Raw genomic sequence first — 25387 nt, 5'->3', positions numbered from 1 at the left:
GGTCGCGGCGTCGGCGCTCATGGCCGGCGCTCGCTGGCTTGGCTCGGTTCGGCGCGCACCGGTTCGGAGCGGGCCGGATCGAACTCCACCCGCACCGGCAGCCCCGCCGGCAGGTCGGCGGCGGCGCGCGCGGTCAGCTCGACCTCGGCCAGGTAGCTCAGACGCGCGGCGTCCTCACCGGTCAGGGCGTAGTAGGGCGTGAAGTTGGGATCGCTGCGGATCGCGCGCACGCGTCCGGCGAACGCCTGTGCGCGGCCGTCGACGTAGACCCGCGCGCCCTGGCCGATGCGCACGTTGGCGCGGATCGGCTCGGGCACGTAGACACGCGCGTACGGCGCCGCGCCGACCAGCATCACCGCCAGCGGCGCGCCCACCGGGGCTTGATCGCCCAGTTTGTACGGCAGGCTGTCGACCACACCGGCACGCGGCGCGACCACGTCCAGCTTCTGCAGATTGACCTGTTGGGTGGCGGCCTGGGCCTGGGCCGCGGCCAGCGCGGATTCGCCCTGCGCGATCCGCTCGCTGCGGGTGCCGCGCTCGAGTTCCAGCAGCGCCGCCTGCGCCGCGCGCACCTGCGCCTCGGCATTGCCGGCGGCGGCACGAGCGCGATCGACGTCGGAGGCGGCGACCAGCTTTTGCCGGCCCAACGGCTGCAGACGCGCGTAGTAGGCGCGCGCATCGGCGGCCTGCGCCTGCGTCGCGCTCAGCTGGGCGCGTGCCTGGGCGATCGCCTCGCTGCGCGGACCGGCCTGCAGCTCGGCCAGGGCATCGCCGGCCTGGCGCGCCTGCGCCTGCAGCGCATTGAGCTGCGACTGGGTGCGGCTGAGCTCGAGCTGCAGCAAGCGCGCGCCGGCGGCAACGCGCTGACCCTCACGCACGTCGATGCGCACCACCTTCTCCGCGGCCGGGGCCGGCAGGGTGATGCGGTCCCATTCCAGCGTACCCAGCGCCTGCGGACTTTCGTCGCCGCAGGCGGATACGGCCAGCGCCAGCAACAGCGGCGCGCCCCAGCGGAAATGGCGCTTGATCGGATGACTCATCGGAGGGCTCCGGAAAACCTCGGGTGTCGATGCGCTCAGCCGCAGCCCAGGCCGCGATCGAGCAAGGCGATGGTGTGTTCGTGCAGGGCCGCGCTGTCGAAGGTCTCGACCCCGAACACGCGCTGCCAGACCGGCGCGCCGGCGATCGGGAACAAGGTCAGGCCGACCAGCGACACCACCAGGAAGCGCGGGTCCAGATCGGGGTTGAGCTGGCCGTCGCGCTGCGCCTGGGCGAAGCGCTGCGCCATCATCTGCGGCAGCTGCGGGCCGATCTGGTGGACCAACAGGTCGCGCAAGGCCCCGCCCTCGCACAGCACTTCTCGTACCCACAACGAGGGAAACCAGGGGTGTTCGGCCACGGTCTCGCCGACGCCGCGCACGAAGGCCGCGATCAGACGCGCGGTGTCGTCGCCGGCGGTGCGCAGGTGACCGCTCAGCGTCGCGATCGCCGGCATCACCCGCTCCTGGATCACCGCCGCCTGCAACTGCTCCTTGTCGCCGAAGTAGTAGTGCAGCAGGGCTGGATTCACCCCCGCCTCGACCGCGATGCTGCGCAGCGCGGTGGCCGCGATGCCCTGGCGGGTGTAGCAGGCGATGGCCGCGTCCAGCAGGCGCGAACGCAAGTCGGGGCCGTCGGCGACCGGTCGCCCGGGGGCGCGGCGGGTGGCGGGGGTCTTGCGCGGACGGCGCGGGTTCGGAGGCTGGTCGGTGCTCATGGGTAATATTTAATTCAATGATTAATTAGTTGGCAAGCGCGAGCCGACGAGCGGTCGGAGCGGGCCCAGCCCAGGGACCCGCGCGCGCAGGCGCGGTGGCGGCGGCCTGGCCGTCGCGGTCGGCCTCGGGCGGGCCCCTTAGGCATGGCGCGGCGCAGGTCCTTGCGTGCGCCGGGCCGCGATGCGTATCGCCAACAGCGCCGCGACGCCATCGCACGGCGAATGCGAGCGTCCTGCGCGAGCCGCGACGCAGCGGCTCACCCGAACGCGCAAGCCGCGCGTGCGCCCCACTCGCTAAGCTCTGGCCTACTCCGCTCCGGTTCGTCCGCCGCCATGCCCAGCACCTCCCAACCCAGCCTGCTCTCGCGCGCCGCCGTCGGCTTCTGGTTCCTGGGTCTTGGCGCGCTCGGCCTGCTGCGCGGCGCGATGCGCGCATTCCGACACGGCGCCTTCGCCGCCGACAGCGTTACTTGGTTGTGGCTGGTCGGCTCGGCGCTGCTGGTGCTGGCCGGCGCGATCGCGGTCGCGCGCGCGGCCCGCCGGCATCGCGACCGCGACAGCGACTGAATACCGTCGCCGTCGGGCTTTGCGAAACCGCGCCGACGGGCGCAAGCTGATACACCGGCGCGCGATGACGCGCGCGGTCCATGGAAGACATTCGCTCCCGATGCAAGCACGTACCGCCTCCGAATTCGTCCTCGAACCGGCCGAAACCGAACGCCTGGCCAACCTCAGCGGCCCCTTCGACGGCCACCTGCGCCAGATCGAACTGCGCCTGGGCGTGGAAATCGCCAACCGCGGCAATGTGTTTCGCGTGGTCGGCCCGCAGCTCGCGGTCGGCAAGGCCGAGCGCCTGCTGCGGCAGCTGTGGAAAGACGCCGCCGAGGAAACCCTCGACGACGGCGCGATCCACCTCGCCCTGACCGAGTTCGACGCCGAACAACTGGTCAACGACGACATCGAACCGCAGGAAGTCGCGATCCGGGTCAAGCGCGGCACCATCCGCGGGCGCGGCGCCAATCAGGCCAAGTACCTGCACGCGATCGCCACCCACGACATCAACTTCGGCATCGGCCCGGCCGGTACCGGCAAGACCTTCCTGGCCGTGGCCAGCGCGGTCGAAGCGCTGAACGAAGCGCGCGTGCAGCGCCTGATCCTGGTCCGCCCCGCGGTCGAGGCCGGCGAAAAGCTCGGTTTCCTGCCCGGCGACCTGACCCAGAAAGTCGACCCCTACCTGCGCCCGCTCTACGACGCCCTGTACGAGATGCTGGGCGTGGAGAAGGTGGTCAAGCTGCTGGAAAAGAACGTGATCGAGATCGCGCCGCTGGCCTACATGCGCGGACGCACGCTTAACGATGCCTATGTGATCCTCGACGAAGCGCAGAACACCACGATCGAGCAGATGAAGATGTTCCTGACCCGCATCGGTTACGGCAGCACCGCCGTGGTCACTGGCGATCTCACCCAGATCGACCTGCCCAAGCACATGAAGTCCGGGCTCAAGGACGCGCTGGACGTGCTGCGCAACGTCGACGGCATCAGCTTTACCTTCTTCGAGGCGCGCGACGTGGTCCGCCATCCGCTGGTGTCGCGCATCGTCACCGCCTACGAAGCCCGCGACGCCCAGGACGCCCACACCGGCCCGTCCGCCTGACCCGCCCTATTCCCATTCCGACACGCCGATGACCCAAGGCCCCGTCCGTCTCGATGTCGCGATCAGCTACGCGGTCCCGCGCACCGGTATTCCGGCCGCGGTGAGTTTCCGTCGCTGGGTCGCGGCCGCGCTCGACAGCCGTATCCGCGAAGCCGACCTGGCGATCCGCATCGTCGGCAGCAAGGAAGGCCGCGCGCTCAACCGCCACTACCGCGGCCGCGACTACGCCACCAACGTGCTCAGCTTCCCGGCCGAAGTGCCCGAGGGCCTGCCCAAAGGCGTCAAGTTCCCGCTGCTGGGCGATCTGGTGATCTGCGCCCCGGTGGTCGCGCGCGAGGCGCGCGAGCAGAAGAAGGCGCTGGCCGCGCACTACGCCCACCTCACCGTCCACGGTGCCCTGCACCTGCTGGGCTGGGACCACGAGGACGAGCGCGAGGCCGAGTGCATGGAGCAACTGGAACGCGAGATCCTGGCGGGGCTGGGGATCGCGGATCCCTACCTGGAAGATTGAGCCGCAGCGGCGCGCCGCATCGCTATCGCGCTCGATCCGGCAACGACGAATTGCGCGATACGCGCGGCGCCCATGGCCGCCGCACGATAGGCCGGGACCGTGCCGGCCTGTCGCTGGAACGAGGGTGACGCCGCAAGCCGGCGTCACGCCTCTCGCGCTTACTCCGCCTGCGCCTTCACCACCTCGCCGTAGTTCAATTCGCGCACGCCGGCCTCGATCTTCTTGAGGTCGCCGACCACGATCCACACCAGCTCGTCGGGCTTGACCGTCTTGCCCGCGCGCGCCAGCGCGTCGGCATCCAGCGCGCGCAGGCGCTGGGCGTAGTCGTAGTAGTACTCCGGCGCGCGACCGGTGTTGGCGACATCGCTGGCCGCGGCGACCAGCGAGTCCAGGGTCTCGAAGCGGCCCGGCAAACGCGCGACCTGGCTGCGCATGATGCTGTCGTACTCCTCGCCCACCAGCGGCCGCGCACCGGCGACGCCGCGAATCTCCTTGAGCACCTCGACCATGGACTCCTTGGTCTTGTCGGTCTGCACCGGCGCGATCACCGTGAAGGCGCGCGGACCGCGCGCGCCGGACACGCCGCCCGAGGTGCCGTAGGACCAATGCTTCTCCAGGCGCAGGTTGCGGTTGAGGCGCGAAGTGGCCATGCCGCCGAAGTTGCGCATCACCGTTTCCAGCGCCAGATCGTCATCGCCTGCGCCGGTCGGCCCCAGATGCGCGGCCAGGATCACCGACTGCGGCGCGTCCGGCCGATCGATCAGCACCACCTTGCCGCGACCCGGCGAGGTCGGCGCGCTCAGTCGCTTGCTCGGCGCGGCGCCGCCCTGCCAATTGCCGAAGGCGCGTTCCAGTTCGGGCTTGAGCGCATCCAGGGTGACGTCGCCGGCGACGATCAGGGTGGCATTGCCGGGCACGAACCAGCGCGCATGCCAGGCCTGCAGCGCCGAGCGCGGCAGCGCCGCGATCGTCGCTTCCTGGCCGAGGCTGCCGCCGGCGTTGCCGTAGGCATGACCGGGGCCATACAGCAGCGGCGGCAAGGTGCGGGTGGCGGCACCGGTGGGGCTGGCACGTTGCTGCTCGATCGCGGCCAGCTGTTGCTTGCGCTGGATCTCGACCATGTCCTCGGGGAAGGCCGGATTGCGCGCGACGTCGGCCAGCAGATCCAGCGATCCGCCCAGGTTCGGGCGCAGCGCGGTCAGGTAGACCAGCGACTGGTCCAGCGAATTGCCGACGTTCAAGGTCGCACCCAGCGCGTCGCGCTCGTCGGCCAGGCGGAAGGCATCGCGCGTGGCCGTGCCCTTGAGCAACAGATCCAGGGCGAAGCGCGAGGTGCCCGGCGCATCGGCGGGATCGGCGCCGACGCCGGCGTCCACCGCCAGCGCCACGCTCACCAGCGGCGCGGAGTGACGCTCCAGCAGCATCACCTTGAGGCCGTTGGACAGGGTCGTGCGCTGCAGCTTGGGAAAATCGACCTGCGGCGGCGCGCCCAGCGCGGGCAGCAGCTTGCGATCGAACTCGTCGCGGCCCGCGCTGAGCTCGGGCATCGGCGCCACGGTCAAGGTGGCATGGTGCCGGCCCAGCCATTCGCGCGCGGTCGCCTGCACTTCCTTCGCGCTCAGCGCGGACAGATCGCGCAGCCGGCGCAGATAGGCCTCGGGGTCGCCGAAGTAGGTCGCGCTTTCGGCCAGCACGTCGGAACGCCCGCCGAAGCCGCCCAGGCGCTGGCTGTTGCGCGCGAACTCGGCCAGGTAGCGGCTGCGCGCGCGCTGCAGGTCCGGCGCGGCCGGGCCCTGCGCGATCAGGCGCGCGAGCACGGCATCCAGCTCGCGCTCGGCCTCGGCCGGATCCACGCCTGGCTTGACGTCGACGCTGACGATGAAGGTGCTGGTCAGTTGCTTGTCCCACACCGAGGCCGACACGTCCGTGGCGAGCTTGCGCTCGAACACCAGGTGCCGGTTCAAGGGCGCGCTTTCGCTGCCGGCCAGCACGCTGGCGAACAGCTCCATCGCATGGGTCTGGCGCTCGCCCATCGGCGGCAGGTGCCAGGCGCGGTAGATGCGGTGCTGCGGCACGCGGTCCTGCACGCTGTCGCGCAGGTCCTGCTCCAGCGTCGGCACCCAGGCTTGCACGCGCGACAGCGGCGGGCCCGGCGGAATCGCGCCGAAGTACTTGGTCGCCAGCGTGCGCGCCTGTTCGACGGTGATGTCGCCGGCCAGGGCGAGCACGGCGTTGTTGGGGCCGTAATAGGTCGCGTACCACTGTTTGATGTCGTCTAGCTTGGCCGCCTGCAGGTCCTCCATGCTGCCGATGGTCGGCCAGCTGTAGGGATGCGAGTACGGATAGATCAACTGCACCATGCGGTCGAACACCCGCCCATAGGGCTGGTTCTCGCCCTGGCGCTTCTCGTTCTGGACCACCCCGCGCTCGCGCTCGAGCATGTCCTGGTTGATGTTGCCGGCCAGGAAGCCCATGCGGTCGGCCTCCAGGTACAAGGTACGCTCCAGGCCCGAGACCGGCACATCCTCGAAGAAGTTGGTGCGGTCGGTGTTGGTGGTGCCGTTGCGATTGTTCGCGCCCAGATCGTCCATCGCCTCGCGGAAGCCGTGCGGATAGTTCTGGCTGCCGTTGAAGAAGAAGTGCTCGAACAGATGGGCGAAGCCGGTGCGGCCGCGGCGCTCGTCGCGCGAACCGACGTGGTACCAGACGTTGACCGCGACCAGCGGCACGCTGTGATCCTCGTGCACCAGCACGGTCAGGCCGTTGGGCAGGACGATGCGCTCGTGCTTGATGCGCAGGCTTTCGACGTCGGGCACGGTGGGTGCCGCCGCCTGGGCGGCCGCGAACGCGGCGGTCAGCAACAGCAGGGCTAGGGCTCGGCGCATGGTCGGTACCGGTGTCTGGGAACGGAGGCGGAGAGCCCGCGCAGCCTCGCCCGCGCCGTCGCGCTGCGATCCGCCCACGTGGCCCCCGAGCGCACGCTAACACCGCCCACGCACCGCCGGCCTGGGCCGAAGGGCAGGGGTGAGCGGCCCGCACGGCTGCGGGCGGAGCCGTGCGGCGGGTGCAGATGCGCACCAAACAAATGCTAATCGCGTGACTGAATGTCGATAAATAAACAAACTTACCCGCAATTAATCATTACAAACAGAACCAATCGGCACAGAACATACTCAAACATAAAAACAACACACCAAATACACACCCCGTCGAAGCGGATATTCCATACCGCCCATCGGCCTTCGCAAGTAAATAAACGCCCGCCATTGCTAGCATCCACGCGCCACCCACATCGCAGCGCGAATATTCATGGCGACGCCGAACGCAATATCCGCCTCGACGCAGCAACGGCCCGCAATAATCCAGACGGCCAGAGAAGAAGATAATCGCCAGGACGCCCACGAAAATGGTGCCTGGCGCCGCAGCTTTATAAGCAAGCCCTCCGCCTCACGCCGCGCGCCCACGGCCTGCGCTGGCTTCAGCCTGATGGAGCTACTGGTGGTCCTGACCATCATCGCGGTGCTGATGGGCCTGGCCTTTCCCAGCTTCATCGAGTCCCTGCGCGCCAACCGCCTGGCCTCGACCACCAACCTGACCCTGGCCACCCTGGCCTACGCCCGCAACGAGGCGCTGCGCGCCAAGTCCGGCTCCACGGTCTGCCCGCGCGGCGCCGACGGCACCAGTTGCGGCAAGGATTGGAACGCCGGCCTGCTGGTCTGGACCGACGACGATCGCGACCAGACTTTCGATGCGGCGGAAGTGCGCCGCACCCTGGAGCCCAGCGGCAACATCGCGATCAGCGCCAACAACGTCGACCTGATCGCCTTCGACCATCAAGGCCGCTCCACCTCCACTACCCCGCGCAGCCTGCGCCTGCAGCCCGATCCCTGCACGCCGGGCCAGTACCAGGTACGCAGCATCAGCGTGGGCGCGATCGGCCAGGCCAGCGTCAGCAAGGAGACCTGCCCATGAACACCCTATGCACGCTCGGCGCCCGCAAGCGCAGCGCCGGCTTCAGCCTGATCGAGGTACTCATCAGCCTGCTCGTGCTCGGCTTCGGCCTGCTCGGGCTGGCCATGCTGCAGGTGACCAACCTGCGCCTGACCCAGAGCGCCAACACCCGCACCGTGGCGACCAACCTGTCCTACGAACTGATGGACAGCATCCGTTCCAACCGTTTCAACGCGATCAACTACGCGGGCACGATCAAGGCCGCCGACGCCGACAAGCGCGGCTGCACCGCGGCCGGCGCCACCGGCTCCAAGGAGCAGAAGAAGGAATTCGCCTGTCGTCTGTTGTATGCGCTGGGCGAGGACGCGACCGCCCAGGTAACCATCAATGTGGTGAACCGCATCAGCCGGGTCACCGTGACCCTGGATTGGGGCGACGCCAAGCGCTGGCGCAGCGACGACAGCGGCACTCGTTTCAGCGTGAGCAGCGACCTATGACGCGCGCCCCACGCCACCTCCAGACCGGCCTGTCCCTGGTCGAACTGATGATCGCCGTCACCCTCAGCATCGTGCTGGTGTTCGGCCTGGTGCAGGTGTTCGCCGCTTCGCGCGCCTCCTATGTGATGGCACAGGGCATGGCGCGTGCGCAGGAGGGCGGACGCTTCGCGGTCGAGTACCTGCAGCGCGATGCCCGCATGGTCGGCCACATGGGCTGCGTCAACGACCAATCGCATCTCATGTCCAGCTTGCCCAGCTTCGGCCAGCTGTTCCTGACCGACCGCGCCAACTTCGAATCGCTGCCGGCACGCACCTACACCAACGCACTGCGCTTCGATTTCGCGCTGCGCGGCTACGAAGCCAAAGGGACCGGCCCCGGCGACACGCTGAGCCTGGGCGCAACGCCGGTGGCGGGCGCTCCCGACGGCGATTGGACCGAGGCCCTGCCGAGCTTGCTGCGCACCGGCGCCGGTGAGCCGGCACCGGTCAAGGGCAGCGACCTGGTGCTGATCCGCAGCCTGTCGGCGGAAAGCGCACAGGTCAGCAGCCTGACCGTCTCGGCCGACGGCAGCGAAGCGACCATCCTCGTCGACGGCACCGGTTGGGCGTCGATGAAGCGCAACGGCGTTCAGCCCGGTCTGCTGGCGATCGCCGATTGCCGCGGCGCCACCACCTTCCACGTCGACAGCGTGAGGGAGCCCGGCGGCGGCGCGAACGTGACCCTGACCGTGATCGCCGGCGGCGGCAAGTCCGAACTCAACCGCAGCGCATTCAATCTGCGCGACAGCATCGACCCCACGCTCATGCAGATCCGCGTCTACCGCGCGGACAGCCTGGCCTACTACGTCGGCGTCAGCGGCACCGAAGCGACGCCGGCCCTGTACCGGATGCGCTTCACCGCCGCGCCGGGCGCCAACGCGATCCAGCGCGACATCGAGGAACTGGTCCCCGGCGTGGAAACGCTGCAGCTGCTGTACGGGCAGGACAACAGCGCCAAGCAGACCCCGGCCGGCGTGCCCAGCGGCTACATCGACGCCCAGGTCACCGCCAGCGACATCCTGCCCAACGCCACCGGCCGCGAAGGCTGGCAGCGCGTGGGCAGCCTGAAGCTGGGAATGATGATCCGCAGCAACGACCCCGCGATGGCGGCCCAACGCAGCGAGGCGCCGTCGGTGCTCGGCGTCAAGGTCGGCGCGCCGGACGACCAGCGCTACCGCGGCGTCTACGAAACCAACGTCGCCTTGCGCAACCGCCTGTTCGGCAACTGAGAACCTGCCGATGACCCCGATCGCCGCCCGCCCCGCACGCCGCAGCCTGCCGCGCAGCCGCACGCACCAACGCGGCTCGTCTTTGTACGTCGCCCTGATCCTGCTGATCCTGCTGTCGCTGATCGGGGTCACCGCGGTCCAGGTCACCGGGCTGCAGGAGCGCATGTCGTCCAACTATCGCGCCACCCAACAAGCGTTGGAGAACGCCGAAGCCAGCGTGCGCCAGCGCGAGAACGACCTGGACCGGCAACTCGACAGTCAGGGCGCGGAACTGATCGCGGTGGACGAGCCTTACTGCCAGAAGACGTATTCGCCCAGCGACTGGGCCGCCGACAAGAACTTCTCCGCCCCGCCCACCGGCGGCCGCGCCAGCATTACCCGTCGCATCGACCAGTGCATCAGCGGCTACAGCTCGCTCAAGCAGGGCGAAGTGCTGAACAAGGAGCCCAACCTGGTGTTCCAGATCACCGCCTACGCCACCGACCGCGACGACAACGCCAGTTCAGATGCGGTGCTCGACACCGTCTTCATTCCCTGAGGCCCATACGATGGCATCCCGCACTCCACTGATTTCCATCGCGCTGGTCCTGGCACTCACCGGGTTGGCCCGCTGGGCCCCTTCCGTCGCCGACCAGGGTGTGGGCGAACTCGCTCAGGCGCCGATGAACGCGCAAGCCACGATCAAGCCCGCGCTGATCATGGCGGTCGACGATTCGAACTCGATGATGTTCGAGGTCATGCTGGCCGGCATCCGCGATGGCGAATCGGCCTGGATACCGGCCAGTCGCGCGTTTGGCGGCACCACGGCTGCCGCTTGCGCGAGCAATAACAACTGCTATCTGTTCCTGTTTCCGCACAGCGGCTATAACGCCGCATTTCCTGCGGGCGCGCCGCCGCCGTTCGACAGCATGGGGCTGTTCCGCTGGCCCGCCTTCAACCGGGAGTACTTCAACCCGACCGTGCGCTACGACCCCTGGATCGGATCGGACGGCGTGCGTTGGGCGAACGCCACCATCACCGATACGCGCGCGGATCCACGCGCCGGCAACACGGGCAATGCGGTCAGCTACAACCTCGAGGTCAACCGCCAGGTCGCCGGCGAGGGCTTCCTCATGCTCAACAACATGACGGTGCCGGCCGGCGCCGTCGTTCGCACCGCGCCGAACACGCAATGCATCGCGGTCCGAGACGGCACCCCCAACTTCGCGGTCAATACCGGTGGCACCTGGCAGAACGTGACCAAGGACTTCCGCATCGTGGGCGAGTGCATGCTCGGCGTCTCCTACTATGTCCCGACCTTCTACCTGATGACGGCCACACCGGTAGCAGGCGTCGACCTACCCGTCGGCTACGGCTACCTTCCCGCCAAGGTCACCGCGGTCACCGCGCTGAATGTGCCGAACAACACGCTCTACCGTTACGAAATCCGGTCCGCCAATTTCTCCACGACCGCCCAATACACGGCGGCGATGCAGAATTTCGCCAACTGGTTCCAGTACCGCCGCAACCGCCTGCTGTCGACGATAGGCGCCATGCGCGACTCAATGGACGGCATACGCGACCTGCGCGTCGGCTACTTCACGATCAACGGCCGTAACGACGTCACCATGCACGACACCTCGACCACCGCGGGTCGGCTCGCCCTGTACACGGACAACTTCAACGCCCTGGTCCCCAATGGCGGCACCCCAAACCGCGACGCGGTCGCGTACCTGGGCGAACAGTTCCGCCGCGTCGGCGGCAGTGAAGTGCCGGTGATCAGCGCCTGCCAGAAGAATATCGGCGTGCTGTTCACCGACGGCTACACCAACGCCAACACCGGCCCGATCGGCTACGGCAACACCGACGGCGCCCTCGGTGCGCCGTTCGCCGACATTCATGCCGACACGATCGCCGACATCGCCACCGCGTACTACTCGGGCAACGGCACGCCGCTGCGCACAGATGGGGCCTTCGCCACGCTGCAAGGTCGCGTGCCGGTGGCCGACGAAGCCTGCGCCAATGCCGCCGCCAACCCGTCGGTCGATTGCCAGCGCAATCTGCACATGAACTTCTACGGCATCACGCTGGGTGCGGTCGGCAAGATCTATGGGCAGAACGCCGACTCCACCCGCGATCCTTACACCTTCCCTCCGCCCTGGAGCGCGGTGCACCCGCGTACGGTGGACACGGGCGAGGTGATCGATGAACTCTGGCACGCCACCATCAACGGCCGCGGCCGCATGTTCAACGTCAGCAGCCCAGACCAGATCACCCAGGCCATGCGGGAAGTGCTGTCCAGCGTGGGCAACGCGGCGTCGCCGTCGGCCAACATCGGCTCCACCGGCACCCGCCTCGGCAGCGGCAGCCTCAGCGTGCAACCCAACTACGCCGCGACCAATAACGGCACGGACTGGTACGGCCGCCTGATCGCCTCCACCGTGGGCTTCGACACCACGACCAAGAGCGCCACGCTCACCGAGAAGTGGCGCGCGGAAACTCAGTTGGTCGGCAGATCGGGCTCCCGCGCGATCCGGTTCGCACGCGCCAACGGCACCGTCAAACCCAAGGTCGAAGCCTTCCTTCCGGCGGCGTTCACCGGCACCGGGTTGGAGACCTACAACGAGCTGTGCGCGGACGCGTTGTCGCCCTGCAAGGGCCTGTACGACCAGTTGCGGGCGCCGGCCACGGCGTTGCCCCTACTCGCCACATATCCCAGTTCGGCCCAGATGATCCAGTACCTGCGCGGCGACCGTACGCTGGAAGGCGATGCCGACAGAACTAACCTGCGCTTGCGCAGGCGCACCACCCTGCTCGGCGACATCGTCAATTCCGATGTGGTCATTTCCGCGCGCGGCGACGACTACGGGCACGGCAACCTGTACACCAATGGCAAGTACGACGAACTCAACTACGCGGCGTACTTGAAGAGCAAATACGCCACCCAGACCAGCATGGTTTACGCCGGCGCCAACGACGGCATGCTGCACGCCTTCAATGGCGACACCGGCAGCGAGACCTTCGCCTACATCCCCACTACCTCGTTGGGGCACATGGGCAACCTGCTGTTCCCGTTCGATCGCAGCCGTACCGCGCAGTTGCATCAGCACCGCTACTACGTCGACGGGCCGGTCGTGGTCTCCGACGTCTACGACGGCAGTTGGAAGACCGCGCTGGTCGCCTCGTCCGGCGCCGGCGGTAAGAACGTGTTCGCCCTGGATGTCACCGCGCAAAGCAGCTCGCCGGCCGTCATGTGGGAGCTCAGCGACAAGGTCACCGCCAACGACAGCACGGGCGTCCCAATCCAGAACCGGCTGGGCTACGTGCTCGGCCGCCCGGTCGTGGTGCCGGTGGCCGACGCCAGCGGCGTGAAATGGAAGGCGATCCTGGGCAACGGCTACAACAGCACGCGCGGCAAGGCCGCCCTGCTGGTGGTCGATATGTCCACCGGCGCCGTCACCAGCATCGAGGCCAGCGAAGCCGAAGTCACCGCCAGCAACGGCCTGGGCAACCTGGTCGCGATCGACCAATGGCAAGGCCGCAGCAAGAACCGCGGCCGCGACGGCCTGGTCGACACCGTCTACGCCGCCGACCAGCACGGCAGCGTGTGGAAATTCGATCTGCGCGACTACAGCCTGGCCCTGGGCGGCAAGCCGCTCTACACGGCGCGCGACCGCGCCAACAAGCGCCAGCCCATCATCGGCGGCCTGGAAGTCAGCGCAGCCGGCTCCGGCGCGATGGTGTTCTTCGGCACCGGTAGCTACTCCTTCACCGCCGATGCAACCGACACATCGATGCAGACCGTGTACGGCATCCTCGACAGCGGCGTCGCGGTCTCCGGCCGCGGCGCGCTGCAACAGCAGTTCATCCGCTCCGAAACGGGCGGCATGCGCAGCGCCAGCCGCACCATCGGCGGCTTGAATACGCGCGGCTGGTACCTGGACCTCGGACTGGACGCGAACGGCGACGGCACCACGGTCGCCAGGGGCGAACGCTTCCTCGGCTACCCGAGGCTGCAGAACGGCATCCTGTTCTTCCTTACCTACACGCCCAATACCGATATCGGCGGAGTCGGTTGCGCCTTGGGCGGCGACAACTATCTGTACGGGCTGGACGCCTTGAGCGGCGCCGCACGCCTGCAGGACACCCGCATGCAGTCCATCGATGGCACTGCGCCGCCCGAGGGCACCGCGGCGATGAAGACCGACACCGGCGGTTCGGGCGCGGCCAAGGAACTGGCGACCTTCCTGACCAGCAACAGCGATCCCGCCGTGGCCCCCGGCGACGACAAGCCGCCGCCGACGCAATGCTCGGTCATTCTCCAAGCCCCGGGCGCTCCGTCGCTGTACATGCTGCGTCCCTGCGGACGTCTGTCCTGGCGCCAGATCCGATGAGGAGCGCGACAATGACTCTCCATGCCCCGCTACAACGCAACGCAGGCTTCACGCTTATCGAATTGATGATCGTGGTGGCGGTGATCGGCATCCTCGTCGCTATCGCTGTTCCGACGTATCAGGACAGCGTGCGCAAGAGCCGGCGCGGCCAGGCCCAGGCCGACTTGGCCGAGGCCGCACAGGCGATGGAGCGCTACTACACGGTCAACGGCAAGTACACGGGCAAGACGCTGAAGGAGATCGCCGGCTTCGACCAGTCGCCGCGCAGCACCGGAACCGCCTATTACAGCTTGAGCCTGCAGGCCGACACGCGCAGCTACACCGTCACCGCTACGCCTGCCAGCGGCTCCGACCAAAGCCAGGACAAGTGCGGCACCATGAGTGTGGACGCGACCGGCAAGAAGACTGCGAAGTCCTCGGACTATTGCTGGAAGTGAAGACGCGCGCGGCGGCGTCGGCCCAAGGCCGGCGCTGCTGCTGCGGCCGCCAGTCGCAAACGCGGCATCGTCCGCACCACAATCGCGAATATCGCTTGCGGCTCCGCGAACGTTTCGATATGGCCGGACCGGGCGTATCGGCCATCGGCCCCGCAGCGCTGGGGCCATTTCGCCTCGACCGAAGCCCTGCTCGCCTGCCCGCACGGCGGCTAGCTTCGGTGCTTCCTCGTTCATACGCTCGCGATCCGGCAATCCGGTAACCCGACGCCGTCGAACGGCGCCCAGCACCTAGCGCCCGGCACCTGCATTGATGCCCGCGCCGGTACCCGCGCCCGCGCCGGTCCCGGTGCTTATGCCGGTGCCGGTGCTTGGATCGCAAAACCCGGACGCCGCAACTCGCATCCAGTCTTACGAACTACAGGCAGGCCATCAGGCCGTCGTAGATCGAAGCTTGTGTGCCAGGTAACGGCGCGTGCAGTACCGAGTCCGCGTCGGACAGCGACAACAGCGCCTCCATGGCTGTCCGAGGCGCCAAGGGGATCTGGCACTGCCAGGATCGCGCCTGCACATACACACGGCCACTCGCCGGATCGATCTCTTCCTGGCTGCCCGCGAACAGCCATACGCATTGGCCGACAAGGCCGCTTGCGCGGTCCGCCGAACAAAGGAAACCCAAGGACTGGATATTGCTGTACTCGCCCTCGCAGAACGTATCGCCGCAAATCTGGTCGAACTCCACGCGCAGGCGTTGGCGCAGGCCGTGCCAGACCTGGACCGCCGCCTCGTTGCGCAGGTAACTGCCTGCGTCCACGTAATCGTAGACGCGGCCTTCCGCCTCGGCATGACTTGCGAAGGCGAGCATTGCCGTCAATGTGAGCCAGCAGCTTGCCGAACGGCGCCGCTGGTAAGAATCTTGCTTTCGCATGGATGTCCTCCTCTATCGACTCAAATGCGCCGACGATCCTCGTCGACGACATCAGCGTGCATGAGGCCGATCGCATCCGGTATCGGAGTTTGCACGCGCCGTCGGGTAGGAATATCCCTAACCGCACGAGAACCGCGTTCGCATGCGTGAACGACACCCAAGCTTCGAATCCGGATTGCCGCCCGATTCGCCATTGGCGCAATCACTCGCGCATGACGCGCGCGCCGATCCAAGACGCTCCCGAATCGCGCTTGTGCCGCAGTTCTTTCGTCGCAGTTACCGAAAGCGCGGCGTTCCCTGACCCGATGTCGGGAAGATTTCCTACGGACAAGCTCGTTCGACGCATCGATACTGGCGCTTCGTCGCAAGGAGCGCTGCATGAACCGTGTGAAAGGAATCACTCTCATCGAAATGCTGTTCGCGTTGACGGTTGCAGCCGTGTTGATCGCCATTGCCGTACCCGGCGCCAGCCGGGCCATCGTCCGGGTTCGCATGGGCACGGTCGCCACGGCCATGACCGAGAGCTTTCTGGACTCGGCGCGCATGGCGGTCTCCACCGGCAGCGCCATGATCGTGTGCCCGGCCGCGCGCGACGGTCGCTGCGAGGAGAGCGTCGACTGGAGCCAGGGCTGGGTCGTCTACGCCGACGTCGACGGCGACCGTCGTTACGGCCAGGGCGACCCGGTGCTCCTTCGTCCGCAGGGACCCGTGAAGGGCCTGCGCATCTACAGCACGCAAGGTCGTCGCCGGGTGGTGTTCCAATCCGACGGCGGCAACGAGGGCAGCAACGTCAGCTTCAGCGTCTGCAGCCACGACGGCATCCCGGTCGGCGCCCTGGTGCTGTCCAACGCCGGCCGCTTCCGCGTCGCCGAGGCGGACAGCGAACCGCAACCCCATTGCCCTCAGACCTGAGCCCCCCGCGCCGTCTCGGCGGCGCGGTACGGACCCCGCGCCGGCGCATTCCCCGGTGTCGGCGCGGGGCACCGTTTGGCCACGCTCCTGAGCAGGCAGATCCTGGCACTGGACCAGGCTGGCGCAGCGCCCGTAGCGCGGCCTGTGCAGGCCCTGGCGGCCCGCAGGGACGCGCGGTCGAGCACCCGGGCGAGGCCGATTCGGACCGCCTACCCGCCCTGCGCCGTGGCCCGGCAGCGATCCGGCCGGGCATCCGGGTTAAACTGACGGCCTCGCCCTGCCCCCAAGGGCTTAGTGCACGCATCGAATGTCCGAGGACGACAGTAGTCAACACAGCGAACATCCGGAGAAACGACGCTCCTGGCTGGAGCGGATCAGTTCGGCGCTGTCCGGCGAACCCACCACCCGCGAAGACCTGGTCGAGCTGTTGCGCGACGCTCAGGCCGATGGGCTGATCGCCGCCGATACCCTGCGCATGATGGAAGGCGCGATCGCCGTGTCCGACCTCACCGTGGGCGATGTGATGATCCCGCGCTCGCAGATGGTCGTGCTGCCCGCCGACGGCAAGTTTCTCGATCTGATGAAGCTGGTGGTCGAATCCGGCCATTCGCGCTTCCCCGTTCACGGCGAGGACAAGGACGAAATCCTGGGCGTGCTGTTGGCCAAGGACCTGCTGCGCGGCGTGGTCGCCGACAACGGCCCCGGCACCATCCATGAGCTGCTGCGCCCGGCGGTGCTGATCCCCGAGTCCAAGCGCCTGGACGTGCTGCTGCGCGAGTTCCGGCAGTCGCGCAACCACATGGCGATCGTGATCGACGAACACGGCGGCGTCGCCGGATTGCTGACCATCGAGGACGTGCTGGAGCAGATCGTCGGTGAGATCGACGACGAGCACGACGATGCCGAGGACCCGAACGCGCTGATCGCGGCCCAGGCCGACGGCCAGTACGTGGTCGACGCGCTGACCCCGATCGCCGATTTCAACGAGCGTTTCGGCGCCGACTTCGACGACGACGAATACGACACCATCGGCGGTTTGATCACGGCCGCGATCGGGCACCTGCCCGAGGCCGGCGAGGAACTCACCTTGGGGCGCTTCGTGTTCCGTGTCGCCAGCGCCGATGCGCGCCGCGTGCACGCCTTCCACGTCGGCGTGCTCGGCAAGGACTGACCGCCCTGAAAAAGCCGGCGATGACTCGACTCACTGTCATCGCCGGCTTCGCAGTCCCGGCGGCCCTGCTCGCGGGCTGCCCCAGCACCAGAACCTGTCAGCAGGCCGATCGTCGCTCCGGACGGAAAGTGCAGCGCGTCCTATCCCAGAGCGAAGAGCATGGCCGGCCGGGCCACGGCAGCACCAGGCCGAAAGCTGGTGCGAAGCCGGCTCCGAGCGCGTGGGCAGCGGCATCATCGACTTCGGTTCGCTCAAGCACGGCATCGGCCTGCGCTGGCTGGACGCGCGCACTTTGGAAATCGCGGTACCGGACGGCTTGGCGCTGGACTACACGCACCAGATCAGCTTCCATCCAGAGCAGGGCCTGACTTACCGCTACCCTGACTTACCGTACCGCAGCCTGCGCGCCGACGATCCGGACTATGCCGGTTGCAGCCACGATCCCTAGGCGCACTATCCCGACCACGTCTCCACCGAGTCCGCCCGACGAGCGCGAACCGCATCCGTCGCGCCCCGATCATGCCCGCGTCAGCCGCGCCGCTTAGAATGGCCCGACCCGACGACCGGCTGTCCGCCTTGAACTCCATACGCCGCGCCCTGCCCTCGCTGTTCGCCGTCGCCGCACTGTGGCTGTGCGCCATGGTCGCCTCTGCCGCGCCGCCCGAGCAGGCCGCGCCGCAGGACGCCTCGACGCAAAGCGAGCCGCCGACCGTCGCCATGGCATCCGCGGCCGTGCCGCGCATCGGCATGGCGACCATGCAGCCGGGCGAGATTTTTTGGGAACGCTTCGGCCACGACTCGATCGTGGTGCTGGATCCCGACACCGGCGCGGCCACCTCCTACAACTTCGGCTTCTTCGACCCGGAAGCGCCGGACTTCGTCGCCCGCTTCATGCGCAACGACATGCGCTACCGCCTGGCCGCGCTGCCATTCGAGCAGGACCTAGCGCTGTACCGCGAGGAAGGCCGCGGCGTGTCGATCCAGTGGCTGGACCTGGACGACGATCAGGCGCGCACGCTTGCCGCCACCCTGGCCGAGAACGCCAAGCCCGAGAACGCCTACTACCGCTACCAGTACTTCGACGACAACTGCGCCACCCGCGTGCGCGACGCCATCGACCGGGCGCTGGGCGGCGCGCTGCGCCGGCAGATCGAGGGCCGCTCGCACGGCAGCACCTTCCGCAGCGAGGCGGTGCGCCTGGCCTCGCCGGCGCCGTGGATGTGGCTGGGCTTCGACATCGGCCTGGGGCCGTCGGCCGATCGCCCGTTGCCGGTGTGGAGCGAGTCCTACGTGCCGATGCGCCTGGCCGCGGCGCTGCGCGAGACCAAGAACACCCAGGGCCGCCCGCTGGTCCTGTCCGAACAGGAAATCCTGCCGCATCGGATCGCGCCCGAGCCGGTCGACACCCCGATCGACTGGGTGCCCTGGGCCCTGTCCGGCGTGGTCGTCGGGCTGGGCCTGGCCTGGCTGGGCCGGCGCCGCCCGCGCCTGCTGGCGGCGATCGCGCTGCCGTTGTGGACCCTGTGCGGCATCCTGTCGGCGCTGATGCTGTTCATCTGGTTCGGTACCCAACACACCTACGGCTGGGCCAACCAGAACCTGCTGCTGTTCAATCCTCTGTGCTGGCTGTTGTGGCTGGGCGGTTGGCGCGTGCTGCGCGGGCGCGATGCCGGGCCCTGGTTCGGGCGCATCCTGGCGGCGGTCGCGGCCTGCGCGGTGCTGGCGCTGTTCGCGCATTGGCTGCCGATGCAGCCGCAGCGCAACGTGCACTGGATCAGCCTGATCCTGCCCCTGCATTTGGGCCTGCTCGCGGGCTTTCGCAAGCGCTGATGGAACGCGCGCGGCTTGCCCGCGCGGCCTCGCACGGGCACGATGCGCGGGATGAAGGATCCCAACCTGCCTCAGTGCGTGATCAACTGCGCGGCCTATAGCCGCGAAGGCGTTCGCAGCGACATCAGCCTGGACCAGATCAGCGACGTGCTCGCGGTCGACGACGGCAGCTTCGTCTGGGTCGGCCTGTACGAGCCCGACGAAGGCATCCTGGAGAAACTGCAGGAAGAATTCTGCCTGCACGATCTGGCGATCGAGGACGCGCACAACGCCCACCAGCGCCCCAAGATCGAAACCTACGGCAATTCGCTGTTCATCGTCGTGCACACCGCGCAGACCGTCGACAGCCATATCCGCTTCGGCGAAACCCACTTGTTCGTCGGTCCGCGCTACTTGGTCTCGGTGCGCCACGGCGCCTCCAGCAGTTACGCGGCCGCGCGCCTGCGCCTGGAGCGCGAATCCGAGGAACTGCGGCACGGCCCGGCCTCGGCGCTGTACGTGGTGCTGGACATGGTGGTCGACAATTTCACCCCGATCGTCGACGAGTTCAGCCAGGAGCTCAACGAGCTGGAAAAGGACGTGTTCGCCGAGGACTTCCGCAAAGGCACGGTCGAGAAGCTCTACGACCTCAAGCGCGAGCTCACCCGCCTGCGCATGGCGGTATCGCCGCTGCAGGACATCCTGGGCCAGCTCGCGCGCTCGCGCAGCGCCCTGATCGACGAGGAAAGCCAGCTGTATTTCCGCGACGTGCTCGACCACGCCGTGCGCATCAACGAAACCACCGACACCCTGCGCGAGATGCTGACCGCGGCGATGAGCGTGAACCTGTCGCTGGTGACCATCCGCCAGGGCGAGGTGGTCAAGCGCCTGGCCGGCTGGGCCGCGCTGCTGGCCGCGCCGACCCTGATCGCGAGCTGGTACGGCATGAACTTCGTCCACATGCCGGAACTCGCGGGCGAGCACAGCTACTGGATCGTGATCGGCATAACCGCCGTGGTCTGCGTGGTCCTGTTCGGCCTGCTGCGCCGCGCGAAGTGGTTGTAGCCCAAGCGGCACCCGACATCCGCCACGCATCCGCTTTGGGGTAGGAGCGGCGTAAGCCGCGACCGCGCTATATCCCATAGCCGCGCAACCGCGATCCGCCCCTCCGTTATCCGAATCGCGCCGTGCTTGCGGGTAGGAGCGGCGCGAGCCGCGACCGCGTCGTCGCCGAAGCCTCACGGTCGCGGCTCACGCCGCTCCTACCCCTGAGCAGAGCCTGGGCCGTCGCGCGCCGATGAATAGCGGCCGGTACCGGGCCTTAGACCAAAGTACTAGCCCCGATGCCGCACTGCGCATTGACCCCGGGCGGACCCAGGGGCGACGCTGCCCAAGTCCATTTGGAGAGGCGTCGATGAAAGCTCTGTCCTGGCTCGGTTGGGGCCTGCTCGCGGTACTGGCGGCGTTCTGCCTGGGTACCGTGGCCCTGAACCGCGGCGAATCCATCAGCGCGATGTGGCTGGTGGTCGCGGCGGTCTCCACGTTCACCATCGCCTATCGCTTCTACGGCCGCTTCATCGCCCAGCGCGCCCTGCTGGTCGATCCCAGCCGCGCGACCCCTGCCTGGCGCCGCAACGACGGCCTGGACTACGTCCCCACCGAGAAGAGCGTGGTGTTCGGCCACCACTTCGCGGCCATCGCCGGCGCCGGCCCGCTGGTCGGCCCGGTGCTGGCAGCGCAGATGGGCTACCTGCCCGGCACCTTGTGGATCCTGTTCGGCGTGGTCCTGGCCGGCGCGGTCCAGGACATGCTGGTGCTGTTCTTCTCCACCCGCCGCGACGGGCGCTCGCTGGGCGAGATGATCCGCGCCGAGATGGGTCCCGCGGCCGGCGTGATCTCGATGATCGGCATCCTGATGATCATGGTGATCCTGCTGGCGGTGCTGGCGCTGGTGGTGGTCAAGGCCCTGGCGGAAAGCCCCTGGGGCACCTTCACGGTCGCCATGACCATCCCGATCGCGATCCTGATGGGCGTGTACCTGCGCTACTTCCGCCCGGGCCGCATCCTGGAAGTGTCGATCATCGGCTTCGTCCTGTTGCTGCTGGCGATCTGGCTGGGCGGCAAGGTCGCCGCGGACCCGACCTGGGGCGAGATCTTCCACCTCAAGGGCACGACCCTGGCCTGGCTGATGATCGGCTACGGCTTCATCGCCTCGGTGCTGCCGGTGTGGTTCCTGCTGGCGCCGCGCGACTACCTGTCGACCTTCCTCAAGATCGGCACCGTGCTGGTGCTGGCCCTGGCGATCGTGATCGCCGCGCCGCATCTGCAGATGCCGGCGATGACCCAGTTCGTCGACGGCACCGGCCCGGTGTTCTCCGGCAAGCTGTTCCCGTTCCTGTTCATCACCATCGCCTGCGGCGCGGTGTCCGGCTTCCACTCGCTGATCTCCTCGGGCACCACGCCCAAGATGATTTCCAGCGAAGGCGACATCCGCCTGGTCGGCTACGGCGGCATGTTGATGGAAGCCTTCGTCGCGATCATGGCCCTGATCGCCGCCTGCGTGCTGCAGCCGGGTGTGTACTTCGCGATGAACTCGCCGGGCGCGCTGATCGGCACCACCGCCGAATCGGCCGCCCTGGCGATCTCCAACTGGGGCTTCGTGATCACCCCCGACGTGTTGACCGCCACCGCCAAGGAAATCGGCGAAGGCACGATCCTGTCGCGCACCGGCGGCGCCCCGACCCTGGCGGTGGGCATGGCCCAGATCCTGCACGGGCTGATCCCGGGCGACGGCATGATGGCCTTCTGGTACCACTACGCGATCCTGTTCGAAGCGCTGTTCATCCTGACCACCATCGACGCCGGCACACGCGTGGCGCGCTTCATGATCCAGGAACTGGTCGGCCTGGCCTACGCGCCGTTCCAGCGCACCGACAGTTGGGCCGCCAACATCGCCAGCACTCTGCTCGCGGTGTCGATGTGGGGCTACTTCCTGTACCAGGGCGTGGTCGATCCGCTGGGCGGCATCAACACCCTGTGGCCGCTGTTCGGCATCGCCAATCAGATGCTCGCCGGCCTGGCGCTGGTGTTCTGCTGCGTGGTGATGGTGAAGATGAAGCGCGAGAAGTACCTGTGGATTCCGCTGATCCCGACCGTCTGGCTGCTGATCTGCACCCTCGCCGCGGGTTGGCAGAAGCTGTTCGACCCCAACCCCAAGATCGGTTTCATCGCCAACGCGCGCAAGTTCGCCGACGCCGCCGCGCGCGGCGAGGTGCTGGCGCCGGCCAAGTCGGTCGAGGAAATGCAGCGGGTGGTGTTCAACAACTACCTCGACGCCGGCCTGACCGCGCTGTTCGTCGCGGTGGTGGTGGCGACGGTGTTCTTCGGCCTGCGCGCGGCCTTCGCGGCGCGTCGCAACAACGTGGCCACGGCCAAGGAGAGCGATTATGTCGCGCTCGATACGCTGGCTCGCTGAGGCCGGTCTGCTGGTCTGGTCGCTGCTGTTGCGCTGGTGGCGCACGGCGGCGCAGACCGCGCGCCTGGCGATCGGGATACCCGACTACGACTACTACGTCGAACACATGCGGCGCGCGCATCCGGATGTAGCACCGATGCCGCGCGATGCCTTCTTCCATGAGCGGATGTTGGCGCGGTACGGGAAGGGCCGGTCGCGCTGTTGTTGAGGGCGCCGTATCGCCGCAAAGAAAAGGCCGCCCTCGGGCGGCCTTTTTTCGAGACTCGTAGGATGCGGTGACAACCGCATCAGCGCCATGCCGAACGGCCGCGAACGATGCGGTGCGCCTACGGCTTACCGCATCCTACCTGCGGCAGGCGCCGCGAACCGCAGAAGAACCGCCCCACAGGGCAGCCCGTTCTTCGCTACCGCATCTCGTAGGATGCGGTGACAACCGCATCATCGCCATGCCGAACGACTGCGTGCGATGCGGTGCGTCTGCGACTTAGGCAGCCTACGCTGTCGCACACACGCACCCTCGCCCCAACCCTCTCCCGCGCGCGGGAGAGGGGCGCAAACTCACTGACCGATGTGCTGCTTCAGCCAGCCGTTGACCGTGTCGTGCCAGAGCACGCTGTTCTGCGGCTTGAGCACCCAGTGGTTCTCGTTGGGGAAGTACAGGAACTTGGACTCGATGCCCTGGCGCTGCAGCGCCGTGAACGCGGCCAGACCCTGTTCGACCGGGATGCGGAAATCGAGCTGACCGTGCACCACCAGCATCGGCACGCGCCACTTGTCGACGTGGTTGACCGGGTTGAAGCGCTCGTAGTTCTTCGGCACCGCGTAAGGCGTGCCGCCCTGCTCCCACTCCGTGAACCACAGCTCCTCGGTGGCGTAGCCCATCATGCGCTGGTCGAACACGCCGTCGTGATTGACCAGGCACTTCCAGGGCTGGTTCCAGTTGCCGGCGATCCAGTTGACCATGAAGCCGCCGTAGGACGCGCCCAGCGCGCAGGCTTTGTCGCCGTTGAGGAAGGAGTACTTCTTCTGCGCCGCCGCCCAGCCCTTCTGCAGGTCTTCCAGCGGACGATCGCCCCAATGCTGGCTGATCGCATCGGTGAAGGCCTGGCCGTAGCCGGTGGAACCGTGGAAGTCGATCATGACCACGGCATAGCCCTGGCCGGCGTAGGTCTGCGGATTCCAGCGGTAGCTCCAGCCGTCGCCGAAGCTGCCCTGCGGGCCGCCGTGGATCAGGAACGCGACCGGATAGCGCTGGCCTTCCTGGTAGTTCCAGGGCTTGACCACGTAGCCGCGCACGGTATCGCCGTTCCAACCCTTGAACTCGAACTGCTCGTAGTCGCCGAACGCCACGTCCTTGAGCATCTCGCTGGCGCTGGGCGTGATCGCGCGCACCGGCGCGCCCTCGACGCCGCCGACGAAGACCTGGTCGCCGCTCTTGAGGCTGTTGCGGGTGAAGGCCAGGGTCGGGCCGCCGCGCACCAGCGAGGACACGCTGCCCTCGCCGATCACGCGGGTCGCGCTGCCGTTGGCGATGTCGACGCCGAACACCGGCAACTGGCCCAGGTCCTGGGCGGTGGTGTAGATGGTCTTGCCGTCGGCGGACAGCACGATGTTCTCGGCCGAACGGTCCCACTTCGGCGCGATCTCGCGGCGCTGGCCGCTGCCCAGGTCCAGCGCCATCAGGCCGAAACGGTCGGCCTCGAAGCCCGGACGCTTCATCGCGCGGTAGTACAAGGTGCCGCCGTCGTCGCTGAACACCGGGCCGGTGTCCCAGGCGGGATTGTCGGGGGTGAGGTTCTGAGCGGCGCCGCTGCCGTCGGCGCGCACGCGATAGAGATCGAAGTTGGTCGACCAAGGCTCCTTGGCGTCGGCCTGGCGCGCGCTCAGCACCAGCGACTCGCCGTCGGGCGCCCAGGCGTACTCGCTGCTGTCGCCGAACGGGCGCGAAGGCACGTCGCCGATCACGTCGGCGCCGATCAGGGTGGCGGCGGCGACCGGCTTGACCACGCCCTGCTTGTTCGCCTGCGGCAGCGCGACCACGAACAGGCGATTCAGGCGGCCGTCGTTCCAGGCGTCCCAGTGACGTACGAACATGCGGTCGAAGACCACGCCGCTGGCCTTGCTGGCCGCGCGCTCGTCGACGCGCTTCTTGCTGCAGGCCAGATCGCCGGCGCAGTCCACGTAGGTCTCGGCGCTGAAGGCCACGCGCTTGCCATCGGGCGAAAGCTGGAAGCTGCCGACGTCAGCCGCAAACGCGGTGAGCTGCTTGGGCGTGCCGCCGGTGACCGGGATCGAGTACAGCTGCTGGCTGCCGGACTTGGCGCTGAGGAAGTAAACCGTGCGGCCGTCGGGCGAGAAGGCCGGCGAGTTCACGCTCCAGCCCGCGGGCGTGAGCGGCTGCGGCGGCGCCGCATCGCGCGCGAACAGGTCTTCGACGAACAGGCCGGTGCTGGACTTGTTGGCGGCGAAATCGACCTTGCGCTTGGCGAACACCAGCCGGCGCCCATCCGGCGACACGGTCGGCGAGGACACGCGGTCCATGGTGGCCATGTCGCGCACATCGAAGCCGCGCGGGGCGGCGGTGGCGGGCAGCGCGGCCGCGATCAACAACGGCAGGACAGCGTGACGCAGGTTCATGGGAACTCCGG

Annotated in this window: 21 protein-coding genes; 16 read left to right on the top strand and 5 right to left on the bottom strand. The window is 68.0% G+C overall.

All coding sequences use genetic code 11. From position 1 onward, the window contains the following. Positions 1-17 precede the first annotated feature (17 nt). On the bottom strand, positions 18-1040 hold the full coding sequence (locus ASD69_RS17730; RefSeq protein ID WP_056181486.1) for an HlyD family efflux transporter periplasmic adaptor subunit: 1023 nt from the start codon (positions 1038-1040) through the stop codon (positions 18-20). A 35-nt stretch (positions 1041-1075) separates the two neighbouring features. Further along, positions 1076-1756: a TetR/AcrR family transcriptional regulator gene (locus ASD69_RS17725; protein ID WP_056181483.1), complete on the bottom strand. Its 681-nt coding sequence runs from the start codon at positions 1754-1756 to the stop codon at positions 1076-1078. A 333-nt stretch (positions 1757-2089) separates the two neighbouring features. Between ASD69_RS17725 and ASD69_RS17720 the strand changes: the two genes are divergently transcribed. The 3 genes from ASD69_RS17720 (at position 2090) to ybeY (ending at position 3921) form a co-directional block, all read left to right on the top strand. Further along, positions 2090-2323 (top strand): hypothetical protein, encoded by a 234-nt coding sequence (locus ASD69_RS17720; protein ID WP_056181481.1) that lies wholly within the window; start codon positions 2090-2092, stop codon positions 2321-2323. Positions 2324-2423: 100 nt separating this feature from the next. Beyond that, positions 2424-3410, top strand: a complete 987-nt coding sequence (locus ASD69_RS17715; RefSeq protein ID WP_056181478.1) for a PhoH family protein — start codon at positions 2424-2426, stop codon at positions 3408-3410. 28 nt (positions 3411-3438) lie between these two features. After that, positions 3439-3921 carry an rRNA maturation RNase YbeY gene (ybeY, locus tag ASD69_RS17710; RefSeq protein ID WP_056181476.1) on the top strand — a complete coding sequence of 161 codons (483 nt, stop codon included), beginning with the start codon at positions 3439-3441 and terminating at the stop codon, positions 3919-3921. Positions 3922-4079: 158 nt separating this feature from the next. On the opposite strand, the gene ASD69_RS17705 is transcribed toward ybeY, so the two are convergent. After that, positions 4080-6806 carry a pitrilysin family protein gene (locus tag ASD69_RS17705; RefSeq protein ID WP_056181474.1) on the bottom strand — a complete coding sequence of 909 codons (2727 nt, stop codon included), beginning with the start codon at positions 6804-6806 and terminating at the stop codon, positions 4080-4082. 424 nt (positions 6807-7230) lie between these two features. Here ASD69_RS17705 and ASD69_RS17700 point away from each other — a divergent pair, with 424 nt between their 5' ends. Genes ASD69_RS17700 through ASD69_RS17675 form a run of 6 tightly spaced genes read left to right on the top strand, consistent with a single transcriptional unit; the run spans position 7231 to position 14447 of the window. Beyond that, positions 7231-7893 (top strand): GspH/FimT family pseudopilin, encoded by a 663-nt coding sequence (locus ASD69_RS17700; protein WP_082576607.1) that lies wholly within the window; start codon positions 7231-7233, stop codon positions 7891-7893. Beyond that, positions 7890-8369, top strand: coding sequence for a type IV pilus modification protein PilV (pilV, locus tag ASD69_RS17695; RefSeq protein WP_056181468.1), 480 nt, complete (start codon positions 7890-7892; stop codon positions 8367-8369). The genes ASD69_RS17700 and pilV overlap by 4 nt, the downstream gene beginning before the upstream one ends. Continuing rightward, positions 8366-9637, top strand: coding sequence for a PilW family protein (locus ASD69_RS17690; RefSeq protein WP_056181465.1), 1272 nt, complete (start codon positions 8366-8368; stop codon positions 9635-9637). The genes pilV and ASD69_RS17690 overlap by 4 nt, the downstream gene beginning before the upstream one ends. Positions 9638-9647: 10 nt before the next feature. After that, complete coding sequence (locus tag ASD69_RS17685; protein ID WP_056181463.1) at positions 9648-10175, top strand: PilX N-terminal domain-containing pilus assembly protein; 528 nt, start codon at positions 9648-9650, stop codon at positions 10173-10175. A 10-nt stretch (positions 10176-10185) separates the two neighbouring features. Then, the gene (locus ASD69_RS17680) at positions 10186-14010 is read left to right on the top strand and encodes a PilC/PilY family type IV pilus protein (RefSeq protein WP_056181460.1); all 3825 of its coding nucleotides are present in this window, start codon (positions 10186-10188) and stop codon (positions 14008-14010) included. A gap of 11 nt (positions 14011-14021) precedes the next feature. After that, on the top strand, positions 14022-14447 hold the full coding sequence (locus ASD69_RS17675; protein WP_056181457.1) for a type IV pilin protein: 426 nt from the start codon (positions 14022-14024) through the stop codon (positions 14445-14447). 415 nt (positions 14448-14862) lie between these two features. On the opposite strand, the gene ASD69_RS17670 is transcribed toward ASD69_RS17675, so the two are convergent. Beyond that, positions 14863-15372 carry a hypothetical protein gene (locus tag ASD69_RS17670; RefSeq protein ID WP_082576605.1) on the bottom strand — a complete coding sequence of 170 codons (510 nt, stop codon included), beginning with the start codon at positions 15370-15372 and terminating at the stop codon, positions 14863-14865. A gap of 378 nt (positions 15373-15750) precedes the next feature. Here ASD69_RS17670 and ASD69_RS17665 point away from each other — a divergent pair, with 378 nt between their 5' ends. The 7 genes from ASD69_RS17665 to ASD69_RS17635 all read left to right on the top strand — a co-directional run bounded on the left by ASD69_RS17665 (position 15751) and on the right by ASD69_RS17635 (position 22947). Next, on the top strand, positions 15751-16284 hold the full coding sequence (locus ASD69_RS17665) for a GspH/FimT family pseudopilin (RefSeq protein ID WP_082576604.1): 534 nt from the start codon (positions 15751-15753) through the stop codon (positions 16282-16284). Between the two features lie 307 nt (positions 16285-16591). Next, positions 16592-17455 carry a transporter associated domain-containing protein gene (locus tag ASD69_RS17660; RefSeq protein ID WP_056181447.1) on the top strand — a complete coding sequence of 288 codons (864 nt, stop codon included), beginning with the start codon at positions 16592-16594 and terminating at the stop codon, positions 17453-17455. 220 nt (positions 17456-17675) lie between these two features. After that, on the top strand, positions 17676-17903 hold the full coding sequence (locus ASD69_RS17655; RefSeq protein ID WP_056181444.1) for a hypothetical protein: 228 nt from the start codon (positions 17676-17678) through the stop codon (positions 17901-17903). A gap of 128 nt (positions 17904-18031) precedes the next feature. Beyond that, entirely contained in the window at positions 18032-19285 is a 1254-nt protein-coding gene (locus ASD69_RS17650; protein WP_235567263.1) for a DUF4105 domain-containing protein, read from the top strand. Between the two features lie 42 nt (positions 19286-19327). Continuing rightward, positions 19328-20329 carry a magnesium and cobalt transport protein CorA gene (locus ASD69_RS17645; RefSeq protein ID WP_056181441.1) on the top strand — a complete coding sequence of 334 codons (1002 nt, stop codon included), beginning with the start codon at positions 19328-19330 and terminating at the stop codon, positions 20327-20329. A gap of 349 nt (positions 20330-20678) precedes the next feature. Continuing rightward, entirely contained in the window at positions 20679-22739 is a 2061-nt protein-coding gene (locus ASD69_RS17640; RefSeq protein ID WP_056181438.1) for a carbon starvation CstA family protein, read from the top strand. Then, complete coding sequence (locus ASD69_RS17635; protein WP_082576603.1) at positions 22711-22947, top strand: CstA-like transporter-associated (seleno)protein; 237 nt, start codon at positions 22711-22713, stop codon at positions 22945-22947. The genes ASD69_RS17640 and ASD69_RS17635 overlap by 29 nt, the downstream gene beginning before the upstream one ends. Before the next feature lie 350 nt (positions 22948-23297). Here ASD69_RS17635 and ASD69_RS17630 read toward each other — a convergent pair whose 3' ends face one another. Then, a complete protein-coding gene (locus tag ASD69_RS17630; protein ID WP_056181436.1) occupies positions 23298-25376 on the bottom strand; it encodes a S9 family peptidase in 2079 nt (692 codons plus the stop codon). Between the last annotated feature and the right edge of the window lie 11 nt (positions 25377-25387).

Source organism: Lysobacter sp. Root604 (genome assembly GCF_001427505.1).
GTDB lineage: Bacteria > Pseudomonadota > Gammaproteobacteria > Xanthomonadales > Xanthomonadaceae > Lysobacter.
Note: the sequence above shows the minus strand (reverse complement) of the source record. Positions and strands in the feature narration are given on the sequence as shown.